Source organism: Larkinella sp. (assembly GCF_965227735.1).
Classification (GTDB): domain Bacteria; phylum Bacteroidota; class Bacteroidia; order Cytophagales; family Spirosomataceae; genus Larkinella.
Genome location: NZ_OZ245776.1, coordinates 7374339 through 7395510, shown reverse-complemented (window position 1 = coordinate 7395510; position 21172 = coordinate 7374339). Strand labels below are relative to the sequence as shown.

Annotated in this window: 15 protein-coding genes; 6 read left to right on the top strand and 9 right to left on the bottom strand. The window is 51.5% G+C overall.

Annotated elements, in window-relative coordinates; genetic code table 11:
• Nucleotides 1-181 precede the first annotated feature (181 nt).
• From ACO064_RS29290 to ACO064_RS29280, 3 genes are all read left to right on the top strand, one after another.
• Nucleotides 182-2842 (top strand): DNA gyrase/topoisomerase IV subunit A, encoded by a 2661-nt coding sequence (locus ACO064_RS29290; RefSeq protein ID WP_421830726.1) that lies wholly within the window; start codon nt 182-184, stop codon nt 2840-2842.
• Between the two features lies 1 nt (nt 2843).
• Nucleotides 2844-3551, top strand: a complete 708-nt coding sequence (locus ACO064_RS29285; protein ID WP_421830725.1) for a SanA/YdcF family protein — start codon at nt 2844-2846, stop codon at nt 3549-3551.
• Nucleotides 3552-3683: 132 nt separating this feature from the next.
• Nucleotides 3684-4796, top strand: coding sequence for a DKNYY domain-containing protein (locus ACO064_RS29280; protein WP_421830724.1), 1113 nt, complete (start codon nt 3684-3686; stop codon nt 4794-4796).
• Here ACO064_RS29280 and ACO064_RS29275 read toward each other — a convergent pair.
• From ACO064_RS29275 to ACO064_RS29260, 4 genes are read right to left on the bottom strand one after another with little or no spacing between them, the layout of a single operon-like run.
• On the bottom strand, nt 4791-5540 hold the full coding sequence (locus ACO064_RS29275) for a DUF2490 domain-containing protein (RefSeq protein ID WP_421830723.1): 750 nt from the start codon (nt 5538-5540) through the stop codon (nt 4791-4793). The genes ACO064_RS29280 and ACO064_RS29275 overlap by 6 nt on opposite strands.
• On the bottom strand, nt 5491-6153 hold the full coding sequence (locus ACO064_RS29270; RefSeq protein WP_421830722.1) for a DUF4956 domain-containing protein: 663 nt from the start codon (nt 6151-6153) through the stop codon (nt 5491-5493). Before ACO064_RS29270 ends, ACO064_RS29275 begins: the two co-directional genes overlap by 50 nt.
• Nucleotides 6119-6925, bottom strand: a complete 807-nt coding sequence (locus ACO064_RS29265; protein ID WP_421830721.1) for a polyphosphate polymerase domain-containing protein — start codon at nt 6923-6925, stop codon at nt 6119-6121. Before ACO064_RS29265 ends, ACO064_RS29270 begins: the two co-directional genes overlap by 35 nt.
• 8 nt (nt 6926-6933) lie before the next feature.
• Entirely contained in the window at nt 6934-8346 is a 1413-nt protein-coding gene (locus ACO064_RS29260; protein WP_421830720.1) for a CotH kinase family protein, read from the bottom strand.
• A 213-nt stretch (nt 8347-8559) separates the two neighbouring features.
• On the opposite strand from ACO064_RS29260, the gene ACO064_RS29255 reads away from it, so the two are divergent.
• Nucleotides 8560-9888 (top strand): adenylate/guanylate cyclase domain-containing protein, encoded by a 1329-nt coding sequence (locus tag ACO064_RS29255; protein WP_421830719.1) that lies wholly within the window; start codon nt 8560-8562, stop codon nt 9886-9888.
• A 2-nt stretch (nt 9889-9890) separates the two neighbouring features.
• Here the strand turns inward: ACO064_RS29255 and ACO064_RS29250 are convergent, their stop codons facing one another.
• Genes ACO064_RS29250 through ACO064_RS29240 form a run of 3 tightly spaced genes read right to left on the bottom strand, consistent with a single transcriptional unit; the run spans nt 9891 to nt 15623 of the window.
• A complete protein-coding gene (locus ACO064_RS29250; RefSeq protein ID WP_421830718.1) occupies nt 9891-13529 on the bottom strand; it encodes a BamA/TamA family outer membrane protein in 3639 nt (1212 codons plus the stop codon).
• Between the two features lie 20 nt (nt 13530-13549).
• Nucleotides 13550-14404: an SdiA-regulated domain-containing protein gene (locus tag ACO064_RS29245; protein ID WP_421830717.1), complete on the bottom strand. Its 855-nt coding sequence runs from the start codon at nt 14402-14404 to the stop codon at nt 13550-13552.
• 16 nt (nt 14405-14420) lie between these two features.
• Nucleotides 14421-15623 carry a Pycsar system effector family protein gene (locus ACO064_RS29240; protein WP_421830716.1) on the bottom strand — a complete coding sequence of 401 codons (1203 nt, stop codon included), beginning with the start codon at nt 15621-15623 and terminating at the stop codon, nt 14421-14423.
• A 238-nt stretch (nt 15624-15861) separates the two neighbouring features.
• Here ACO064_RS29240 and ACO064_RS29235 point away from each other — a divergent pair, with 238 nt between their 5' ends.
• Nucleotides 15862-18390, top strand: a complete 2529-nt coding sequence (locus ACO064_RS29235; RefSeq protein ID WP_421830715.1) for a DUF5686 family protein — start codon at nt 15862-15864, stop codon at nt 18388-18390.
• A 47-nt stretch (nt 18391-18437) separates the two neighbouring features.
• The gene (locus ACO064_RS29230) at nt 18438-18821 is read left to right on the top strand and encodes an FKBP-type peptidyl-prolyl cis-trans isomerase (RefSeq protein WP_114409586.1); all 384 of its coding nucleotides are present in this window, start codon (nt 18438-18440) and stop codon (nt 18819-18821) included.
• A gap of 115 nt (nt 18822-18936) precedes the next feature.
• Here ACO064_RS29230 and ACO064_RS29225 read toward each other — a convergent pair whose 3' ends face one another.
• Together ACO064_RS29225 and proS are read right to left on the bottom strand one after the other, a co-directional pair.
• Nucleotides 18937-19386 carry an FKBP-type peptidyl-prolyl cis-trans isomerase gene (locus ACO064_RS29225; protein ID WP_114409587.1) on the bottom strand — a complete coding sequence of 150 codons (450 nt, stop codon included), beginning with the start codon at nt 19384-19386 and terminating at the stop codon, nt 18937-18939.
• A 171-nt stretch (nt 19387-19557) separates the two neighbouring features.
• Complete coding sequence (proS, locus tag ACO064_RS29220) at nt 19558-21030, bottom strand: proline--tRNA ligase (RefSeq protein WP_421830714.1); 1473 nt, start codon at nt 21028-21030, stop codon at nt 19558-19560.
• Nucleotides 21031-21172 lie beyond the last annotated feature (142 nt).

Below are 21172 nucleotides of genomic sequence, written 5' to 3'. Positions count from 1 at the left end.
TTTTTGCCCGGCGACGTAAAGACACGTCTCGAAAACGGCCTGAATCCCGCATTTTGCTTCAATCTGGCCTGTTTTCTTGAAAACTATTGTATCTTTATGAAGCTATCGACGGAGCCATTCCACCCGCCGACCCAATCAAAACGATAGCATTGACCATTGATTTTTATCCGTATCCATTCGAATGAGCGAAATTCTGGACCCAACTGATTTACCGGAAGATCAAAATGAAAACACCCTCCACCAGCAAACCGTGGTGTCGGGCCTTTACGAAAACTGGTTTTTAGAGTACGCATCCTATGTCATCCTGGAGCGGGCCGTTCCGGCCGTTGAAGACGGTCTGAAACCGGTGCAACGCCGGATTCTGCACGCCCTGAAAGAAATGGATGATGGGCGCTTCAATAAAGTGGCCAACGTCATCGGGCAAACCATGCAGTATCACCCGCACGGTGATGCCTCAATCGGTGATGCGCTAACAACCATCGGCCAGAAAAATCTGGTGTTCGACACGCAGGGCAACTGGGGCGACATCCGCACCGGCGACGGCGCTGCGGCTCCCCGTTACATCGAAGTCCGGTTGTCGAAATTCGGCAACGACGTCATATTCAATCCACAGACCACCGAGTGGCAATTGTCGTATGACGGCCGGAAAAAAGAACCGGTGACACTCCCCGTAAAATTCCCGCTGCTGCTGGCCATGGGCGTGGAAGGGATTGCCGTGGGTCTTTCGACTAAAATTCTGCCCCACAACTTTATTGAACTGATTGAAGCGTCGATCAATATTCTGAAAGACAAACCAGTCACGTTATACCCTGACTTTTTAACCGGCGGTTACATCGACGTCAGCAACTACAACGACGGCGGCCGTGGTGGCAAAGCCCGCATCCGGGCAAAAATTGAGGAATTTGATAAAAAAACGCTGATCATCCGCGAAATACCGTTCGGCACCACGACGACGTCAATCAAGGATTCGATCATCAAAGCCAACGACGACGGAAAGATCAAGATCAAGAAAGTGGAAGATCTGACGTCGAAAGATGTCGAAATTCACGTTCACCTCGCCCCCGGCGTTTCTCCCGATATTACCATCGACGCGCTCTATGCCTTCACCGAGTGTGAAGTGTCGGCGTCGCCCAATGCCTGCGTTATTATCAAGGACAAACCGCACTTTGTGACGGTGACCGACATTCTGCGGGTCAACACCCTCCAGACGGTCGACCTGCTGGAACGGGAGTTGCAAATCCGGCGGGCGGAGTTGCTGGAAAAATTGCTGTACAGCTCCCTCGAAAAGATTTTCATCGAAAACCGGATTTACCGCAAAATCGAAGAGTGCGAAACGTTCGAGGCCGTGCTGGAAACCATCGACAAAGGGCTGAAACCGTTCAAGAAGCAATTTTACCGCGAAATTACGCAGGATGACCTCTTGCGCCTGACCGAAATCCGGATCAAGCGGATTTCGAAATACGACGGTTTCAAAGCCGAAGAATTGATGCGGAGACTGGAGCAGGAATTGGCCGAAGTAGAAGATAACCTGGCCAACCTGACCCGCTATGCCATCAACTATTACCGCGATCTGCTGAAAAAATACGGCAAGGGCCGCGAGCGGAAAACCGAAATACGGGCGTTCAACACCATTGCGGCCAACGTCGTGGCAGCCGCCAACGCCAAACTCTACGTCGATCGTGAAGGCGGTTTTGTGGGTTCTGGTTTGAAAAAAGATGAGTTTGTCTCCGATTGTTCCGACATCGACGACATCATCGTTTTCCGGCGCGACGGCAAATGTCTGGTGACTAAAATTCAGGACAAAACCTTCGTTGGCAAGGACATCATTTACTGCGCGGTTTTCAAAAAGAATGACGAGCGCAAGGTTTATAACCTGCTTTACCTCGACGGCAAATCGGGGATCACGATGGCCAAACGGTTCAGCGTCACCGCCGTCACCCGCGACCGGGAATACGACCTGACGATGGGCAATCCGAAGTCGAAAGTGCTGTGGTTTACGGCCAATGACAACGGCGAAGCCGAGGTGGTGACGATCAACCTGACGGCGCAGAGTACGGCCAAAATCAAGCAGTTCGACTACAATTTTGCGGAAGTTGGCATCAAAAACCGCTCGGCGCAGGGCAATATCCTGACGAAATATCCGGTGCGGAAGGTGAGCCTGAAATCGGGCGGGGTTTCAACCCTCGGGGGCGTCGACATCTGGTATGACGAACACCTCGGCCGGTTGAACCGCGACGAGCGCGGAAAATATTTAGGGAATTTCGACAACGGAATGAGCGTTCTGGTGGTCTATAAAGATGGGCAGTATGAACTGACCAACTACAACCTGACCAACCGCTACGAACCGTCCGAAATTGCGGTTCTGGAAAAGTTCGACAGTGAGCGGATTCTGTCGGCGATTTATTACGAAGTCAACCAGAAATCACATTATGTGAAGCGGTTTAAGGTTGAAACCACGACGCAGGACAAGAAATTCAGCTTCATTGGCGACACAAAAGGCTCGAAGCTGATGGCGGTCTCGGCCGACCGGTTTCCGCGTTTCGAAATCGTTCACCAGATGAAAGACAAGGGGCCACTCGAGAAAATGGTGCTGGAACCCGAAGGATTCATCGACGTGCGCGGCTGGAAGGCTCTGGGGGCGAAATTGCCGTTTGCCAAAGTGAAAGAAGTGAAATTGCTCCCGCCCCGACGCAATAATGAGCGGGATATAGCGGAAAATACCGCGATAACGCCTAACTTAATCGTCGTAGAAACGGAAACGGACGAACCGATGGATGAAACACCCGAAACGGAAGACAACGGAACCGAGCCATCCGCTAAACAACTAGGCTTGTTTTCATGAAATGAATCCAATGTCGTACACGACTGACCGGGAATCCGGCAATTACAAAGGAGTCAGACCCCGGGTGCGGGTGTCGCGGATGAAGCGTCTCGTCAAGGGAAGCATCACCCTGGCGTTCGTGGGCGTGACCATCGTACTCCTTTGTAATTTCTGGGTCGTTTACAGCACCCGGAGTCAGGTCTATTTCGACATGGATTCCCTGCCTGCCAACGAAGTCGGTCTGGTGCTGGGAACCAGCAAATCCGTAAAAAGCGGGAATGAGAATCTGTTTTTCCGCTACCGGATGGAAGCCACCGCCCGACTCTGGAAAGTAGGCAAAATCAAACACATCATCCTGAGCGGCAATAATGACTCTGAATACTACAACGAGCCGTCCGACATGAAAAAAGCCCTGTTGCGGATGGGCATCCCGGAGGCCGACATGACCCTCGATTACGCCGGTTACCGCACCTTCGACTCGGTGGTACGCTGCAAGCAGGTGTTCAATCAGGACAAGATCACGATTATCTCCCAGAATTTTCACAACGCACGCGCCCTCTACATCGGCAATCACCAGGACATCGACGCCATTGCCTTTGCCGCCCAGGACATTCCCGGCGGTTATTCGTTCCGCACCCTGATTCGCGAATACCTGGCCCGCCCCCTGGCCGTTCTGGATGTGTACGTCGTGCATCCCAAACCCCAAATGGAGAATATAGAGATTCGATAGCGTCAGCAATTTCTCTACAATACGGTTAAAAGCCGCGAGTTATGCGCTCAATCCCACCGGCTATTCATTTCAAATAGGTGATCGCTGAAGGCTTCTTTACCTTTGAAGTGCTTTCAAATACGCACACCAAACATGAAATTCGTCTATTTGATCCTGTCAGTTCTGGGTTTTAGTTTCCTGCTCTCCTGCAAGAAATCGGGTTACGAAACGAAGAATGGCGCCGTCTACTACAAAGGCAACAAGGTCAATCTGGAAGACCTCGATTCGTTTGAGGAATTAAACTCCGTTTTTGCCCGGGATGCCGTGGCAGCCTATTACCGGGGAAGTTATATCGAAGCCCACGGCGCCAGTTTCGAAGCGCTGGACGAACATTATGCCAAAGATAAATCCACGGTTTATTACTGCGATAATTCCCTGGATGGCCAAACCTATTTCACCTCCCGGAAAAATAGCATCAAACGATTACCGAAAGCCGATGCAGCTTCCTTCGAACTGTTATCGAATGGTTACGCCAAAGATAAATTACATGGCTATTGGAACGGCACGCTATTTCCGGTAAACGATCTTGCTACCCTTCAACCCCTTGATCACGGTTTTTGCAAGGATAAAGTGACCGGTTATTACGCCCTCATGATGATTCAAAACAGTGACGGGCCTTCGTTTGAAGTTGTGGGAAATAGTTTTGCCAAAGACCAAAACCGGGTTTTTTATTGCTGGATCAATTACGCCGATCCGAAGGTCCGCAACCTGCCGGTAGCCCAGGTTATTCCCGGAGCAGACCCCCAAACTTTTGCGGTTCTGGATCTTGCGTATTCCAAAGATCAAAACCGGGTATACTACAAAAACCAACCGATAAACGGCGCCGACCCGCTCACCGTCCGGCTGGTTGAACCGAACTACCTTGATTATATTGCCGATACAACGCAGGTATTTTATCAGAATAAGCTCATTTCCGGAGCCGATGTGGCTTCTTTCGAGCTGCTGAATGACTTCTATGCCCGTGATCGCGAAACCGTGTTTTACCAGGATAAACCGCTAAAAAACAGTGACCGGGCTACCTTTACCGTTTTGGAATCCGGTTATGCAAAAGACAACAAGCACGTTTATTTCGATGGAAAAGAAGTAAAAGGAGCCGATTCGGCCAGCTTTAAATTGGTTGAAAACGTGTACAACCAGGATGCCGCTGATGCAAAACACGCGTACCATGCGGGCAAAATTAAAAAGCCGGACGATGATGAATTATGAATTGTTCTTCCCTTTCTTCTTTTTATAACCCAGCTTAACTTTGTACGTTACGCCAATTACCGCCCCGCTGCTTTCTTCCGATCCGCTCAGGGCGGCATCTTTAAAAACCGTTACATCCAGGCTTTGTGATTTCGTTAAGTCGGCACTTACTCCCGCTTTATACCGGATCTGGTCAAATTCAACGCCAACCAGATAAAATAAATCAGCGGAGATAAGGGGAGTGAATCGGGAGGAGTTTTTGTAGGACAACTCGACTTTATTCCGCAAATAACTTCCGGCCGCCACCAGCCCTTCAACATCGTCTTTGAACTGGTTCTGATACCGAAGCCGGTAATCCAGTTTCAGGTTTCCCCAGATTTTATGATCGTACGTAATCTGCCCGTAAAACCGGTGGTAGGGACGGTAATAGTAGGCATCGGTTTCCTTGTTCCACTTCCGGCGGCCCGTATAGCGGTAGAAACCGCTGATTTCCCAGGATTTGTTGAGCTTGTAGGATAGCCCCGCTTCGCCAAGAAAAGCCCGGGTCACCGATACATTTTCACTGAAACGAAGTTGCGCGTTGACTTGCAGGGCAAACTTTTTGCTGATTTTTTTCTCCAGACTCATCCCCGACCAGAGCCCCAACCCGGTGCTTTGAGACCAGCCCAAACCGGGCAACACGATCAACCAGACGATCAGGCCGACCTGAAGTCGGTTAGCGGAGAAGCGAAGCGGCTGCTTTTTGAACGGATTCGTGTTTTGCATCGTCCTGGTAATAATAGATGGTGATTTGAGCGGAATCTTTTAGAAAGTCAATACCCTGAATATCAACCCGGTGAATATCCAGCCCCGTCCGGTTTTCCAGGTCCAGCAACAGATCCGGTCGCCGACCCGGCACAATCAGATCCACGCGGTCGTAGAAGACGGTTTTGCTGAATTCGCGCCGGAAAAGCCAGTTTCCCTCCAGGAGTTGCACACAAAGGAGAATCAAGCCGTTGATGATCGCCAGTTGGTACCCACTGCCCTGGCTAACCGCCGAAATCAGACCGACGGCAATCACCACGAACAGGTACGTCATGTCTTTGGCCGAAAGCCCCTCGGTTCGGTAGCGGAGCATCGAAAAAACCGCAAACAGCCCAAAAGCCGCCCCAATCGACATCTGAACCTGATTCAGCAGAAACGTGATCAGGAAAATGATGAGATTGAACGTAAAAAAAGTCAGGAACAGGTCGGTTTTTCGGTAAATGCGGTAATAGATCAGCCGGATCAGCACAACGACCGAAAGCAGATCAAGGCCCAATCGGGTGAAAACGCCATCCGGCAGGTTGGCAAATCCCGAATGGTCAGGCATAGAGAGGTGTTGCAACAGGAGCGTCATCGGCAAGGAGTTTGTGTAATTGTTTTAGTTTTGGTTTGAAAAGGTTTTGCTTCAGGGTGTGGTCGAGGCTGATCAGGCCGAGGCAATATTTGCTCAGCGAGCCCTCCCGCAGGCGGTATTGTTTCATCAGTTTTAGAAATTCCGATCCTTTTAGCGCATCCTGTTTCAGTTCGGCAATCACGACCTCGGGATATCCCCGTTGCTGCGTTCCATTCCGAAAACAGACGTCCAGATCAATGGTCAGGCGTTCGGCTGTCGTCCGGCTGACGAGCGTCAGGCGCGTATAATTCACCCACAAAACCGGTTTGAGAAGAGCGGTTTCATACCCCGTGTTTTGCCTCAGAAAAGCCGCACTCGCTTCGTCGAAACCCATTCCGGGACGGCTGGCGTTCGGAATGCGGGTTTTGATGGTTCGCCCCTTGTTGTTTTTCAGCTTGACTTCCGTAAACGTGAGGTTCGACTGCACGTAGTGCCGTTGCCGGATCTTGTAGCGATTGAGCCGCCGGGTGCGGTGATCGTGGTAAAACCGCAATTCATCGGTGTCGAAATACAGCGTTTCGTAGGTGCAAAGCCGGTTGCCATCGATCTCCAGCCAGGCATAATGCGGCTGCAACGCCATTAGCAACCGGGGCAACTGGTGCAGGGGCAGCATGAATTTGGTATCCGTGCGGTTCATCAGCCGGACGCCCTCCATGTCGGCCAGGGCAATGGGTGCAAACGAACTCGCCTGGGCTTCGATTTCCCGGACATCGACTTGAAAAGGGGTTCGCATGGACACGGTTATTTTAAAAACGTACTGACTTCCTGGTTGCGGGTGACCACGTGGGCTTTCAGGACACCCAGCGCACTGGTAAAGTTGGCCGAACTGCTCAGGTTCGAGTATTTGCCGGTTTCGGTGGCCTGCGGACCGATGACATACGGCGATATGAGATTGGTATTTTTCTCAAAAAGCGCGTTCATGTTGGCGGTTGTAAACACGGTTTCCAGAAACGTTTTGGCGTGTTCTTTGTAGCGGGCGTAATAAACCGGATCGTTGGCTACGTAGCGGAGCAGCGGCCAGCTACTCGTCACTTCGGACATGGAAATCGAAACCGCCCGCATACCACCACCCCCTCCATTGCCCGGGTTGGCGCCCCCGCCCGCTGTGGTGGTCATCGACATGTTGTGATCCCACGGAATCCAGGTCAACTTGCCCGCCGGGGCGTTGTAGAGATAATAATTGTGCGCCATCGCGCCGTAGGTGTCCCAGTTGACGATGGTGTTGTTGACCGCCAGAAACTTCAGATAATGATCGACGTTGAACGTTTTTTCAAGATTGGCCCGCCATTCGGCGGCATTGGTAGTGCGGGTAGTGGCGTTGAGGGCCGTTACGAAAGCCTGGGCATCGGACCAGTCGGCCGCTGTTTCGTTGTTTTTCTTTTCAAACTGGCTTTGGGTAAACTGCTGAAAGGTCGATTCCGGTTTGTAGATATTGCCGTCGTCTTCGCCAAACTGGTCCTCGACCATCGTGTCGTCGATCACTTCGACCATCGTATAGACCCCACAGTATTTCTGGCCTTCGCCGAAGTCGATGTACACTTTGTAGAAAGCCGTTTGGGCCGCCGGAACACCGGCACTGCGAAAAATATCGGCCACCACTTTCTCCCGAATCAATGAATTATCGCTGTAGGCTGGCGACATCGACAGTTCCTTAAACCCGTAGAACCGCTGGTTTTTGATGTCGGGGAAGTCGTCTTCAAACTTATCGAAGTGCAACCGGAACGGGAGTTTGTAAATGCCGGATCGCCAGGTCGACGATAAACTGGAGTTTCCTTTCAGCCGAAAACCGACCTTGTTCCAGACTTTTCCATTAAATTTAACCGGCACGGCGACATAATCGGGGTCATCGGAGCCAAAACCGCCCGCCCCTCCCATGCCTCCGCCGGTTGTGCCACTGCTGCCGAAATCGCTCCCGAACTTGGTTTTCATGTCCGCGCGGATCGCGGTCCAGTCGGCGGCAGTCAGGGTTATTTCCAGCGTGTTGACCTGTTCCTGCGGAAAAACGACGGTATAATTGGGATCGATCTCATTGCTGTGCGATTCGGTGGTCCAATCCGAATTGGTCGAGCCCGGCTCGACGTCGATGGCTTTTTGCTGGCAGGAAAACCCGGTACCAACCCAAGCGAGGATAATAAGTAAGCGAGATGGTGTCATGCAAATGAAAGGTTGGGAATCATTATTTGACCGTACGTACAAATTTCTGAAAGCGTTGCAAGGGTATTTCGCTAATTTTGTCCGCTCACGAAACTACTTTGGCGTTTCACTCCCCTCGTTCGTCGCTTCGTAGGGTTGGACTGGGAACCGTGTTTTCCTGTAAGTAAATTGCGGGCAGCCTTGTCATATTCACCAATCCAGCACCGTGACGCTATGACTTTCGTTTACCACAAAAAAGAGAAGCCTGAAATCAGCCCGTATTTTCACCTGGCTTTTGCGCAGGAAAACCTGCGCCGGGAAAAACAACGGGCGGGTTTGCTGGCCAGTGTTTTCGGTGTCGGCGTTCTGATTGCCTCGTTTTTTCACTCATTCATTCCCGAGTCGGCCTTTCCACACCAGGCCAAAATGGACGTCCTGCGGGTGGTTTTCAGCTTTATGCTCTTCATGGGCCTTTATGAACTGAGCATCTGGAATCTGTTCCGCCGATGGTTGCAAAAAGGCATTCACATGCCGCAATTCACCAAATTCCTGAACGCGACGTTTGAAGTGACCTCCATATCGCTGTTGATGTATTTAATTTCGGACAAATTTGACCACCCAATTCTGGTCATGCTGTCACCTTTTGCCACGCTCTATTACTTTTTCATTATCCTTTCCACCCTCCGGCTCAACTTCTGGATTTCATTTTACACCGGTCTGGTGGCTGGTTTCGAGTATCTGCTGCTGAGTGTGTATCTGCTGGAGCAGCCGTCGCTGGTGGCCGATTCGCTGGATCTGTACATGTCCGTAGCGTTTGCCTACGGGGTGAAAGCGGGCATTCTGGTATTGTGCGGGGCCTGTGCCGGTTTTGTTTCCCGGCAAATTCAGAAAAGCATCAAAACATCCATCGAAGGCAACGAAACACATAATCAGTTGATTACCTTCTTCGGACAGCAGGTTTCCCCCGAAATTGCGGACCTGATCATCAAGGAAAAGGGGATGCTGAAAAGCCAGCACATGAAGGTCAGTGTGCTGTTTCTGGACATTCGGAATTTTACAAAATACGCCGATAAGCACACCGCCGATGAGGTAGTCGCCTACCAGAATTCGTTTTTCAGAATTATTGTCGACGTCGTCAACCGCCACGGCGGCATTGTCAACCAATTTCTGGGCGACGGCTGCATGATCACCTTTGGCGCTCCGATTCCGCTGGACAACCCCGCCGAAAACGCGGTCAAAGCCGGTCTGGAGATTATTGACGAAATCAAAAAAGCCGTCTTCGCTGACCTCATTATTCCCACCAGCGTCGGCATTGGCGTTCACGTGGGTGATGCCGTGATCGGTAACATTGGCACCGAAACCCGGCAACAATTTTCCATTACCGGCAACGTGGTCATTCTGGCCGCCCGCATCGAACAACTCAACAAAGTCTACGGCACCAACATGCTCGTGTCGCAGGATGTGATCAACGAACTGTCCGAATACCCGGCCCTGACCGAATTGCTGGGCGTGGTCGACGTCAAAGGCATGGAAGAAGGCGTTGAATTGTATAAACTGTCCTGACCTCAGAACAGGAACCCGACCCGCAGCATCGGGAGCCTTTCTTCTTCCGAAAGGGCATACAGAAACGAGATAACGGTCTGTTTATACGGCGACAGCCAGACGCCCCCGCCATAGCCGTGGTGCCAGGTCTTCGAATTTTCGCCCTTTACCCACACCCGGCCCACGTCGTTGAACGCCAGCACGCCCAGATAAGCCGGAAACAGGTACGTGCGGATGGTGGCCACTTTCAGCCGAAGTTCCGTGTTGTTGTAAAGCGTGCTGCCCCCCGCAAAACGCGTCCGCCGAAAACCGCGCAGGTTCGACAGACCGCCCAGCGTGTTGGCCTGAAAAAATTCGTAGTCCGAGAAATTCACCCCGCCACCCACGCGCGAAGCGATGGTCAGCGTCGTCGGTAATCGCAGACTGGCATAAAATGCCAGATCCGACTGGAGCCGCGTGAGACCCTGGGAGTGGGTTGAAATACCTTCGTACAGACGTAGTTCCGTTTTCCAGTAGGTTCCGCGGGTGGGCAGAATTTTGCTGTCGCGGTTGTCGATCAGAAAACCGGCTTTCAACCCGGCATACCACCGGCGACTGAACAGATTCTGGCCGTCGGGCAGGGTATTGGCGAACTGATCGATAAACCGCTTTTCATTTTCCTCGACCTCGATACTTTCCACGGCCGGGCCATAATACACGTTCAGGCTGCCTACTTTGTGTTGCAATAAGGCGCTGACTGCCATGTTTTCAAACCGCGTCCGGTAGTATTTAATGCCTTTCTCTTTGTCAAAAACTGTGTTGTTGCCCAGTCCGAAAAAGTTATAAACGTAGTTGGGCGCCTGCAAATCGGCGTCCAGCCGGAGGTCGGCTTTACCAATCACATCCGTGAACGTTCCGTCATAGTTGAAATTGTAGGCTTCGGTGGCAAACGCATGGTTGACCACGAATCGATGTTGCTGGGCAAACGGCTCTTTCCGAAAACCGTGTCTGGTATATAAAAAACCGCCCCCCAGAAAAAGGCCATCGTCGGGATTATACTGCACTGAAACCTGCGGAAACAGAACGTCGTATTTGAATGATTTACGGTCGTAGGCATTGATTTTTGATTTTCCCGATAGCCGCACCCGCGTTTCGGAACCGGGTTCTACCACCGTTTTTTTCGAATCGTAGACCACCGTTTCCCGCCGAAGGCCCGACGCCGAAGAGCTGTCCTTCACCTGATCGCGACCTTTGCCGCCAATGATTCGCAGCAGAATCCCTTCGTTGGTTTTTCCTTTCACAATAAACTCATCGTCGCCCCCCAGTCCAAACAACCGCACTTCGCGGGTTTCGTCCGCCTTGAAGACCCGCCGGTAGAGTTGTTCACCAGTCTCTCCGGCTTTTTTCAGTTTAGACACCACCACCGTCATCTGTCCGTTCGGCTGCCGCTCCACCTCGAACCGTTCTTTTTTGTCACTGCCGGTAACATCCACGGTTTTGGCCAGAAAGCGGTAAAGTTCCCCCGCATACCGTGCCAGATCGGCCCGGCGGCTTTGTAGTTTGGCCTTGATGGAAGCCGCCGTTTCCTGATAGGCGGCTTCGGGCAGTTGTTTCAGGGCCTCGTCAATGACGGCATCCGTGAGTTGCCGCGATAAACTGTCGGCGGTTTGCAGCCATTCTTCCAGCGACGGTTCGGTCAGGAAACTGCGGTCGAAATACCGGGCGTTGAACGCCAGACCGGGAACGTCACGGATGGTGTTACTGAATCCCTGGAACTTCGGCATAGCCCACTTCCGGCTGACCACCTTCGGAATGATACCCATATTCACGAAAAAAGCCTGGTCGCGGTCGCGCGGAATGGGTTTGAACTGCAATCCCTTTTCGGTTTTGAAACTCGCCCAACGCCACTGGTCATCGTGACGATCCCAGTCGCCGAGCCAGATGTCGAAGAGTCGCGCCTTCAAAACCGCCCGCTGGTCGACCTGGTTGTCGTTGTCGTCCGCCAGTTTATCGAGTAACTTGGTGGTACTGAGTATTTTTTTTGTCCCGCCAAACTGCGAACTGTTGGCGTAATTGCCATCCACCCGTTCCTCAAACAACGCCAGCGACCGGGCGAACGTCCGGCGATACGGTCCCAGCAGCGAGTCGTCGGGAACAATAACCAGTTTGGGATTCGTATGAAAAACACCCGCAGCATTGGCCAGTGGCGGCACTACCAGAGCCGCAAACGGGTGCGAAGCCGAAATTTGATCCTGCACCAGATCGTTGACGAAACCGCTGCGTAACGCTTTGGGAATGGCATTTTCGGCGTACTTTTCAACGGATCGCAGCACGTATTCCTTGCCGTCCTGTCCGGCCATCCGCAGCGAAAACGTTTGCATCCCCCCCCCGCGTTGCAAGGGTTTCAACCCGCCCGCTTCCTGACGCAGATTCAAAACCGGAACCGAAACCGGACTCTGCCAGACGTCGCGGTAGTTTTCGCCCAAAAGCATCCGGTGCAATGGCGATGCGACATACTGGCCACTGGCAATGACATTCTGCTCCGTGGGAGCCGCCATAGATTCGGGCGTTGGCAGGGGCTTGACGGGCAGGGTGAAGGCCGTTTCGAACAGGAGTTTACCGGTTTCCGATCCGCCGTCGGGGGCAAAAAACCGGACCCGCGTCTTTCCATTTTCCTCAAAATCGAGCCGGGCAAATCCTTTCGCCGACGATGCAAATAAACTGTGCCGCCCTTTTTTAACCGGTACCGATTTGGAACCGCTGCCACTGGTGACGTAGTAGATCGAATCGCGGAGAATCAACTGTTCGTTGTGGTCATGCCCGTTGACATATACGACATTCCGGTATTTTTTCAGCAGCGAAACCATGCCATTTCGCATCAATTTGTACTTTGGATGCTGAATATCCTGAATATTGCCGATCAACGAGCGATAAACCGGGTAGATCGATCCCAAAACCGGCAGGGGTATGTAAAGGGACGGATTGAGGTCCGTCAACGGAAAAAGGTGGTCCTTGAGTGTAAAATACCCGCCGTGTTCACCGTGGCTATACATCGGATGATGGCCGGCCAGCACCACTTTTTTGTTCTGATTTCGCGCCAGCACATCGTCCAGCAACAGCAGAAAAGAAGGCAGATCTTTCGCTTCGCAATCCGATTCTTCACCCGGTTTGTCCCAGGGATGAAGCCACCATTGGGTATCGATCAAAACCAGCGTAATCTCATCATTCAAAGCCACTTCGACCGGCCCCGGACAGCCGTCTTTCGGAAAAAAAACGTCTTCACGGCCCAGTTCCGCGGTTACGAAAGCAGCCTGGTTCCGCACCCGGTCCCAGCCCTCGCGTTTGCCCTGCTGCCAGTCGTGGTTGCCCGGAATGACGAAGGCGCGTCCTTTAAAACCGGACAGAATGGCGAGTTGATCGCGCATCCGGCGTTCGGCATCGGCGCGGTCGGCATGAGAAGAGTCGGGCAAGCCCCGGGGATAAATGTTGTCGCCGAGGTAAATCAGGCTGCTGTTGGCACCGCTGGTTTGCAACTGGCTTCGAACGGTTTTCAAAACCACATCCCCTTCCGGCTGGGGTTCGCCCGCGTCGCCCAACAAAAAAACCGTATAAGGTTTCGACTGGGCAAGAACCGGGAATGGAAGGCATAATAGCAGAAGTAAAGCCGTGTAGAGTATTTTCATACGCCTATTACAATTCGGAATTACGGCTGGTTCGCAAACTCGAGAATATAACCGGGTTTTCCGTCGCCTTCGCTGGCGATGTAGAGCGTTCCGTCGGGCGCAAAGCAAATGCCTTCGGGTTGGCGATACAGTTTCGGGTCAAGGGCTTCGGTGGCAACGACCTTCCCTTTCCGGTTGAACACGACGATCATTTTTCCAACGGAAGTCAGGAAATACAGGTCGCCGGTCTTTGGATGAACAGCCAAACCCGACGGTTTGAATTTGTTAAACGGCACGCCAGCCTGGGTTAGCACGTCATCCTTGATGGTCAAGCCTTTGTAAACCACCTTCGTTTTGATATCGTACGTATAAACCGCTTTCTCGTTCTTTTTGGGGTTTTCTTTCACTGCAATCAGCAGCCGTTCGGTTTCGGCATCAAACGCCAGGCCTTCCACCTCCGTTTTGGCCGGCAAATCTGTAGGCGTACGGGCAATTTCCTTCGAAAACGGTTTGAAATGGTACAGATCGCCGTTGCTCTTCAGGGTATAAATCTCGCCTTTGGCCCATTCGATGCCTTCATAATCGCCGTAGCCGCCAAAAACCGAAGAATCAGTTACGGCTTCTTTTTTCAGATCAAAAAAGTAGGCAACTGCTTTTTCGTCCTGCACACATAGGAGTTGGTTGTCTTTGTAATAGGACAATCCGGAGATTTCTTCCAGATCTGGCGGCAATGTAAAGCGACGGGTGGGTGTAGTCAGATCGTAGGCCAACGGTTGTTTTCCGAAGGTAGTCTCTCCGTTAACAGCCTGATTTCCGGTATCATCCTTACTTTTTTTGCCCGTACATGCTCCTAAAAAACAGAGCAGGGCGAGAACAAAAACTTGCGATTTTTTCATTTAAACAGGTTTCAGATTATTTGACCGGAAAATAATAGGCTGCCAGGCCAAACGCCAGGACGGAGGCTGCAAACCCGAACATAAAGGTGGTGTAGGAAATTCGGAGCAGGCGGTATTTTTTACCCAGGACTTTCCCCAGAAAATAAATATCCCGGGTCATGCTGCTGTAGAGAAAGTCGCTGTCGTTCATCATTTCCCGCATTCCCCACTCGTAATCGGCCAGATCCATTTTGTGAAAATTGCCAAAAAACAGCAGGTTCGCCTGTTTCTGGTGAATGTCTTCCTTGGAAAACCGCCCGCTGGTGATGGTGGGACGGGTGGCCAGAATGGCAAAAATGGTCGCTACCAGGCAACTGGCCGTCAGCATAACGGTGGGTATGACCAACTGCGGCCATTCTTCCAGTTTCCGGATCAGGATACTGATGATCAGCGAAACGATGATCGTGTTGACCGAAATCATGATGTTGGCCTTGTTGTCGGCCATGGCGCTGAGCTGGAAATGGTTCTGGGAAGTCACGCGGAACATGGTTTCAATGCCGCGTCCCGGTTTTTTCACCTTGTCGGTTTCTTCTTCCGATTTGTGTTTATCCGAGGGTTTTCCGTCTTTCTCATTTTCTTCGGCTTCCAGTTCAGCCAACTTGCGACGGGCTTTTTTCAGATTTTTTTCCTTCAGCGGAGTTAAAACCTGTTTGCCGTAGTCGGTAAAATAATGGTGTTTTTCCATGAGAACGATGGAGCCCTGCATCCACTTCCGTTTGCCCACTTTTCCGTAGACACTTTTCACTTCCTGCCGCAGCATCTCGCTCCGCTCAAAAAAACGGTCGGAACTCAGATGAAACAGGTCGGCATCGCAAAGTACTTCCGCCATTTTTGACCTCGGATTCTGGGGCATCCGGGTGGCCAGAATGTTGTCGACAACCGCCTGAATCCGCTCCGGCCCGATGGCAAGGGATTCTAAAAAAGGTTGAGCCATTTCGGCACCGATCGTTTCGTGTTCCTGACAGGCTTTCGCATACCCCAGATCGTGTAACCAGGCGGAAATCAGCACGTTTTCCAATTCTTCCGGGCGCAGGTTACTTTCTTTCCCAATCAATTCGGCGGCTTCAACCACCTCGCGGGTGTGTGTCAGGTTGTGGTAAACCAACGCAGCCGGCATCTCGTGAAGCAACGTTTCAGCGTATTCCCGCGTACGGGTAACTGACGATCGATCGGTAGGCATAATCAAGTTTCTGAGTTTAACGGAAAAAGTGGTTGCAGATTGTGACAAAAAATGGGATATAAAGTCTAAGTGATACCGGTAAATGAATCCACAGCGGATAATTTATAGGATTATTCTGGTGATTCATCTATACATTTCGGCGATTCGTCTTCAAATGAAATAAAATCAATTTACCTGGTAAACTCTGTTGACTAGATTTGTGTTAAACCGGTATTATTCATACCACTTGCCTTTCCGAATGAAGCACGTTATACGGGAGCGGTTCAGTCTAGTTTTCATTATTCTGAATACACTCTTTTTTCCTGTTCTTGCACAAACAGCCTACAAGATCAGTGGTCGCGTTACCGACGCCGGTACTGGAGAAGGCATTCCGTTCGCCAATATAGCCATTAAAGGCAAAACCGTTGGAACAACATCGGATGAAAATGGCAAGTTTTCACTAACCTCCACCCAAACCGGCGATTCTCTTCTTTTCTCCAGTCTGGGGTATCAGAACCGGGCCTACCGCATCATTCCGGTGGCTTCTCAGACCATCGACGCCGTTTTGACCTCCTCCGCCACCAAACTTCAGGAAGTAAAAATCTACGCCAAAGGCGGTGATCCGGCCTACCGCATCATCCGGGAAGCCATCCGACGGCGCGACCAGTTCGACCCCGACCAACTGACGGCTTTCCAGTACGAAAGTTATTCCAAAGTTGAAGCTTACGTCAACAATTTTGCCAACGAGCGCAAAAACGGCCGTAAAGGAGGCCCGGTCGGCCGCTTGCTCTCCAAACTCCCGGCCATATACGACAGCCAGGGGAAACCGGCGGTTCCGGTGTTTGTTTCGGAAACGTTTTCGGAATACTACCAGCGGGCGAACCCCCGCAAAGTGAAAGAACGGATTTTGAAAAGCCGCGCTTCGGGTGTAGGCATCAGCGACGGCGGGGTTTCGGCGCAATTGACCGGCTCGTCGTTTCAACAATACAATTTTTATCAGAATTACATCAGCCTGCTGCGGAAAGACCTGCCCTCTCCGCTGGGACAGGCCTGGCAAACCATTTATAAATTCCGACTGATCGATACGGTTACCGTTGGCGGGCTCGTCTGCTACCAGGTCGACTTCGAACCCAAACGGCCTACCGATCTGGCGTTTTCCGGCACGGCCTGGATCGATACCACCCGCATGGGTCTCACGCAGATCGACGCCAGAATCGACCAGCGCGCCAACATCAATTTTGTCGATGAAATCCGGATTGAACAGGAGTGGGAAGATGTGGGCGACAGCACCCAGACGTCATCAGTTCGGTTGCCGGTTTTAACGCAACTGCTGATCGATACCGACGAGCCGACACCCAATGCCCCCGGTGCGTTGGTCCGAATGTATGTTGCAGCCCGGAACGTAAAAGTCAATGTGCCCAAAGAGTCGAAATTTTACGAACCGCCCCTGGAACTGGTCGAAAACTACAGCGAAAAATCCCCGGCATTCTGGCAAACGATCCGCCCCGAAGGACTGGACCCGAACGAACTGCGGGCCTTTACCATTGTCGATTCCGTCCGAAATGTGCCTTTCATGAAATTTCTGGGGGAAGTTGTGAATCTGACGGCCGTTGGTTACTATCCACTCGGATCTCTGCACCTCGACGCCGGTCCGCTGCTGAACAGCTACGCCTTTAACAATGTCGAAGGGCATCGCCTGCGACTGGGCTTGCGGACGAATTCGGGTTTCAGCCGTCGGTGGATTCTGGGCGGTTATCTGGCCTATGGAACGCGCGACCAGCAGTTCAAATACGGCATGAACATCGACTACGTGGTCAGTAAAAAACCGTATACGATTGTCGGTATTCAGAAAAGTTACGACATCGAACGGCTGGGTACATCGTCGGAAAACCTGGGCGGCAACACGATTTTTGCGGCTTATACCCGTTTCGGAACGTTGCGCCGTCCCTACATGCAGGAATTTCACAATACCTACCTCCGAAGTGAATTGGGCAAGGGAATAACGCAGACGATCAGTTTACGAAACCGGTCTTTCGAGCCACTCTTTCCGTTTGCCTACAACACCAATGATCGGGAAACGATCACCGCCAGTCAATACCGCACCACCGAGTTGCTGTTCGAAACCCGGTTTGCTCCCGGTTCGCTGATGATTCAAAGCGACAACGACCGGTTCAGTGTGGAAGGCAGCAACAATCCGGTGTTCACGTTTCGCTACCAGTTGGGGATGCAGGACGTTCTGCACGGCGATTTTTCTTACCACCGGTTTAGCCTGAACGTGCGCCATTCGTTCCGGATGGGCGTTCTGGGCCGAACCCGCTATCAGGTCAATGCCGGGTACATTCCGTCCACCATTCCATATCCGCTGCTGTATATGCCGCTGGGCAACGAGACATTTTTCCGGGTCGAGAACTCGTATAATCTGATGAATTTCTTTGAATTTGTCACCGACCGGTATGTGGGCGTAATGGCCGAGCATAATTTTGAAGGCCTGTTTTTCAACCGGATTCCGGCAATCCGGCGGCTAAAGTGGCGTTTTTTGGCTACCGGAAACATCCTGATGGGCGGAGTTAGTCAGGCCAATACGGCACTGATTCCAGCCACCAATCAATTGGGCGAACCGGTTTTGGGTTTTCAGTCGCTGAGCCGGGCGCCGTATGTGGAAGTCGGCTACGGCATCGACAATATCTTCAAGGTGTTCCGTATCGATGCCATTCACCGCCTGACCTACCGCAACAATCCCAATATTTCAACCTTTGGAATCAAAGTTTCGGCCTGGGTAAATTTATAACGGCTATCTTGCAGCCGTAAACGATTTCTGATTAACCAGACATTCTTATGGCGAAAGCACCAGAGGCCGAAGTGGCGACCCTAAAAGAATTTATTGAGGCCAGTGGCATCTCCGCTACGGCCGACGACCGTGGTTTTTACTACACCATTCAGGCTCCGGGTTCAGGCGAAAAACCAACCGTTCGCTCCAACGTGACGGTGAATTATGAAGGTTCGCTGACCAATGGCAAAGTATTTGACAGCAATAAAAACATCAGTTTTGGATTGTACCAGCTCATTCTGGGCTGGCAGGAAGGCATTCCGCTGATTGCACCCGGTGGCAGCATTACACTCTATTTACCCCCGAGTCTGGCCTATGGTTCACGTGCGCAGGGCGGCATTCCGGCCAACTCCATCCTGATTTTCAAGATTGATCTGATCCGGATTAATTAAAAGGGAATATTAAATGTAAAATGAGGAATGTCGAATGTTAAAGTGAACAGCGCCAAGCTACTTTAACATTCGACATTCCTCATTTTACATTTAATATTCTCTTAGTAACTCCTTCTTACAGGATCAACTTGGAAGGATTGATTCCCACCAGTTCGATGTCGAAGATCAGTTCTTCGCCCGCCAGCGGATGGTTGGCATCCAGTGTTACCGACGTGGCCGTCACATTCCGAACCACCACCGGAACCGCCTGCGGGTTACCGTCCTGATGCATGTTGAGGGTTAATCCAATTTCCAATTCAATATCATCCGGTATCAGCGAGCGGTCAAATTCAAAAATCATATCTTCGCTCGACGGACCGTAGGCATCTTCCACCGGAATCCGAACGGTTTTTGCCTGCCCTATCTCCATTCCTTTTACGCCTTCGTCGAAACCCCGGATGACCATGCCGCTTCCTACCTGAAACTGCAATGGCGACCGGCCACTGGAGGAATCAAACACGGTACCATCGTTTTTTCTGCCGGTATAGTGCACTTGCACCGTATCCCCAGCCTTTGCTTCTGCCATAATACGAGTTGAATTGTGTAGCGGCAAAACTACCCAAACCCGCCGAAAGTCAGGCACAATTTGCCGATTATTTGAGCCAGTATTCTTTGAGGACGATGAATGATGAGCGATGAATGATGCCTGAAATCCGTCAACCACTCATCGTTCATCGCTCATCATTCATCCTCATTCTCAATAAGCCCTCGCAAAAACAACTCGCTGCTTCGACGGTTTTCCACTGTAAATACAGGTTCCTTCTTCCAGTTCTGCATCCAGCGGAATACAGCGAATGGTGGCTTTGGTTTCTTCCTTGATGGCTTCTTCGGTTTCGGAAGTGCCGTCCCAGTGGGCCATCAGAAAACCGCCTTTTTCGATTTGTTCCTTAAATGCCTCATAGGTATCGACCTGGAACGTATGCTCCTGCCGGAATTGCGCGGCTTTATTGTATATATTGAGCTGAATCTCTTCCAGCAGATTCTGGATGTGCGCCACCAGACCGTCGGCCGAAATGGTTTCTTTCGTTTTCAGATCCCGCCGGGCAATTTCAACGGTATTGTTTTCAAAATCCCGCATCCCCATCGCCAGCCGCACCGGTACCCCTCGAAGTTCGTATTCGGCAAATTTCCAGCCCGGTTTGTTGGCATCACTGGTATCGTATTTCACCGAAATACCGGCCTTCTTCAACTCCTTGATCAGCGGGTTGATTTTTTCCGATAACTGCGCCAGTTGCTCATCGTTGCGGAAAATAGGAATAATCACCACCTGAATCGGGGCCAGTTTGGGCGGCAAAACCAGGCCGTCGTCGTCCGAATGCGCCATAATCAGGGCGCCCATCAGGCGGGTGCTGACACCCCAGGAAGTTCCCCAGACGTAATCCTGCTGGTTGTCTTTGGTCAGGAATTTTACATCGAAGGCTTTGGCAAAATTCTGCCCCAGAAAGTGGGACGTTCCCGCCTGCAGGGCCTTGCCGTCCTGCATCATGGCCTCGATGCAGAGCGTGTCGTCGGCTCCTGCAAACCGTTCGTTGGCGGTTTTGGTCCCCCGGATCACCGGCATTGCCATCCATTCTTCCGCAAATGTGGCGTAGACGTTCAGCATTTGGGTTGTTTCTTCCATTGCTTCCTTCGCTGTCGAATGCGCGGTGTGCCCCTCCTGCCAGAGGAACTCGGACGTCCGCAGAAAAATCCGGGTCCGCATTTCCCAGCGAACAACGTTAGCCCACTGGTTGATCAGCAGCGGCAAATCCCGGTAAGACTGTATCCAGTTTTTATACGAACTCCAGATGACGGTTTCCGACGTGGGACGCACGATCAGTTCCTCTTCGAGTTTGGCTTCCGGATCCACGATGACACCGGAGCCATCTTCCGCATTTTTCAGTCGGTAATGCGTTACCACAGCACATTCTTTCGCGAAACCTTCCACATGCGAGGCTTCTTTACTCAGAAACGATTTCGGAATGAACAACGGGAAATAGGCATTGCTGTGGCCGGTTTCCTTGAACATATCGTCCAAAGCCCGCTGCATTTTTTCCCAAATCGAAAAACCGTACGGTTTGATCACCATACAGCCGCGAACCGCCGAATTTTCGGCCAGATCCGCTCTTTTAATTAACTCGTTATACCACTCGGAATAATTCTCGGAACGCGACGGAATTGCTTTTGCCATAGGTACTAAACTTTTTTTTGATCACGGTTAAACCCTACGGTACAAATGTGGGTCTAATGTTATGAGAAGCTTGCAAAGATAGGTTTTTCTCCTATATTTGTAATCAAACAGCTTATTTGTAATCAATTTGCCAGGTTCTGCG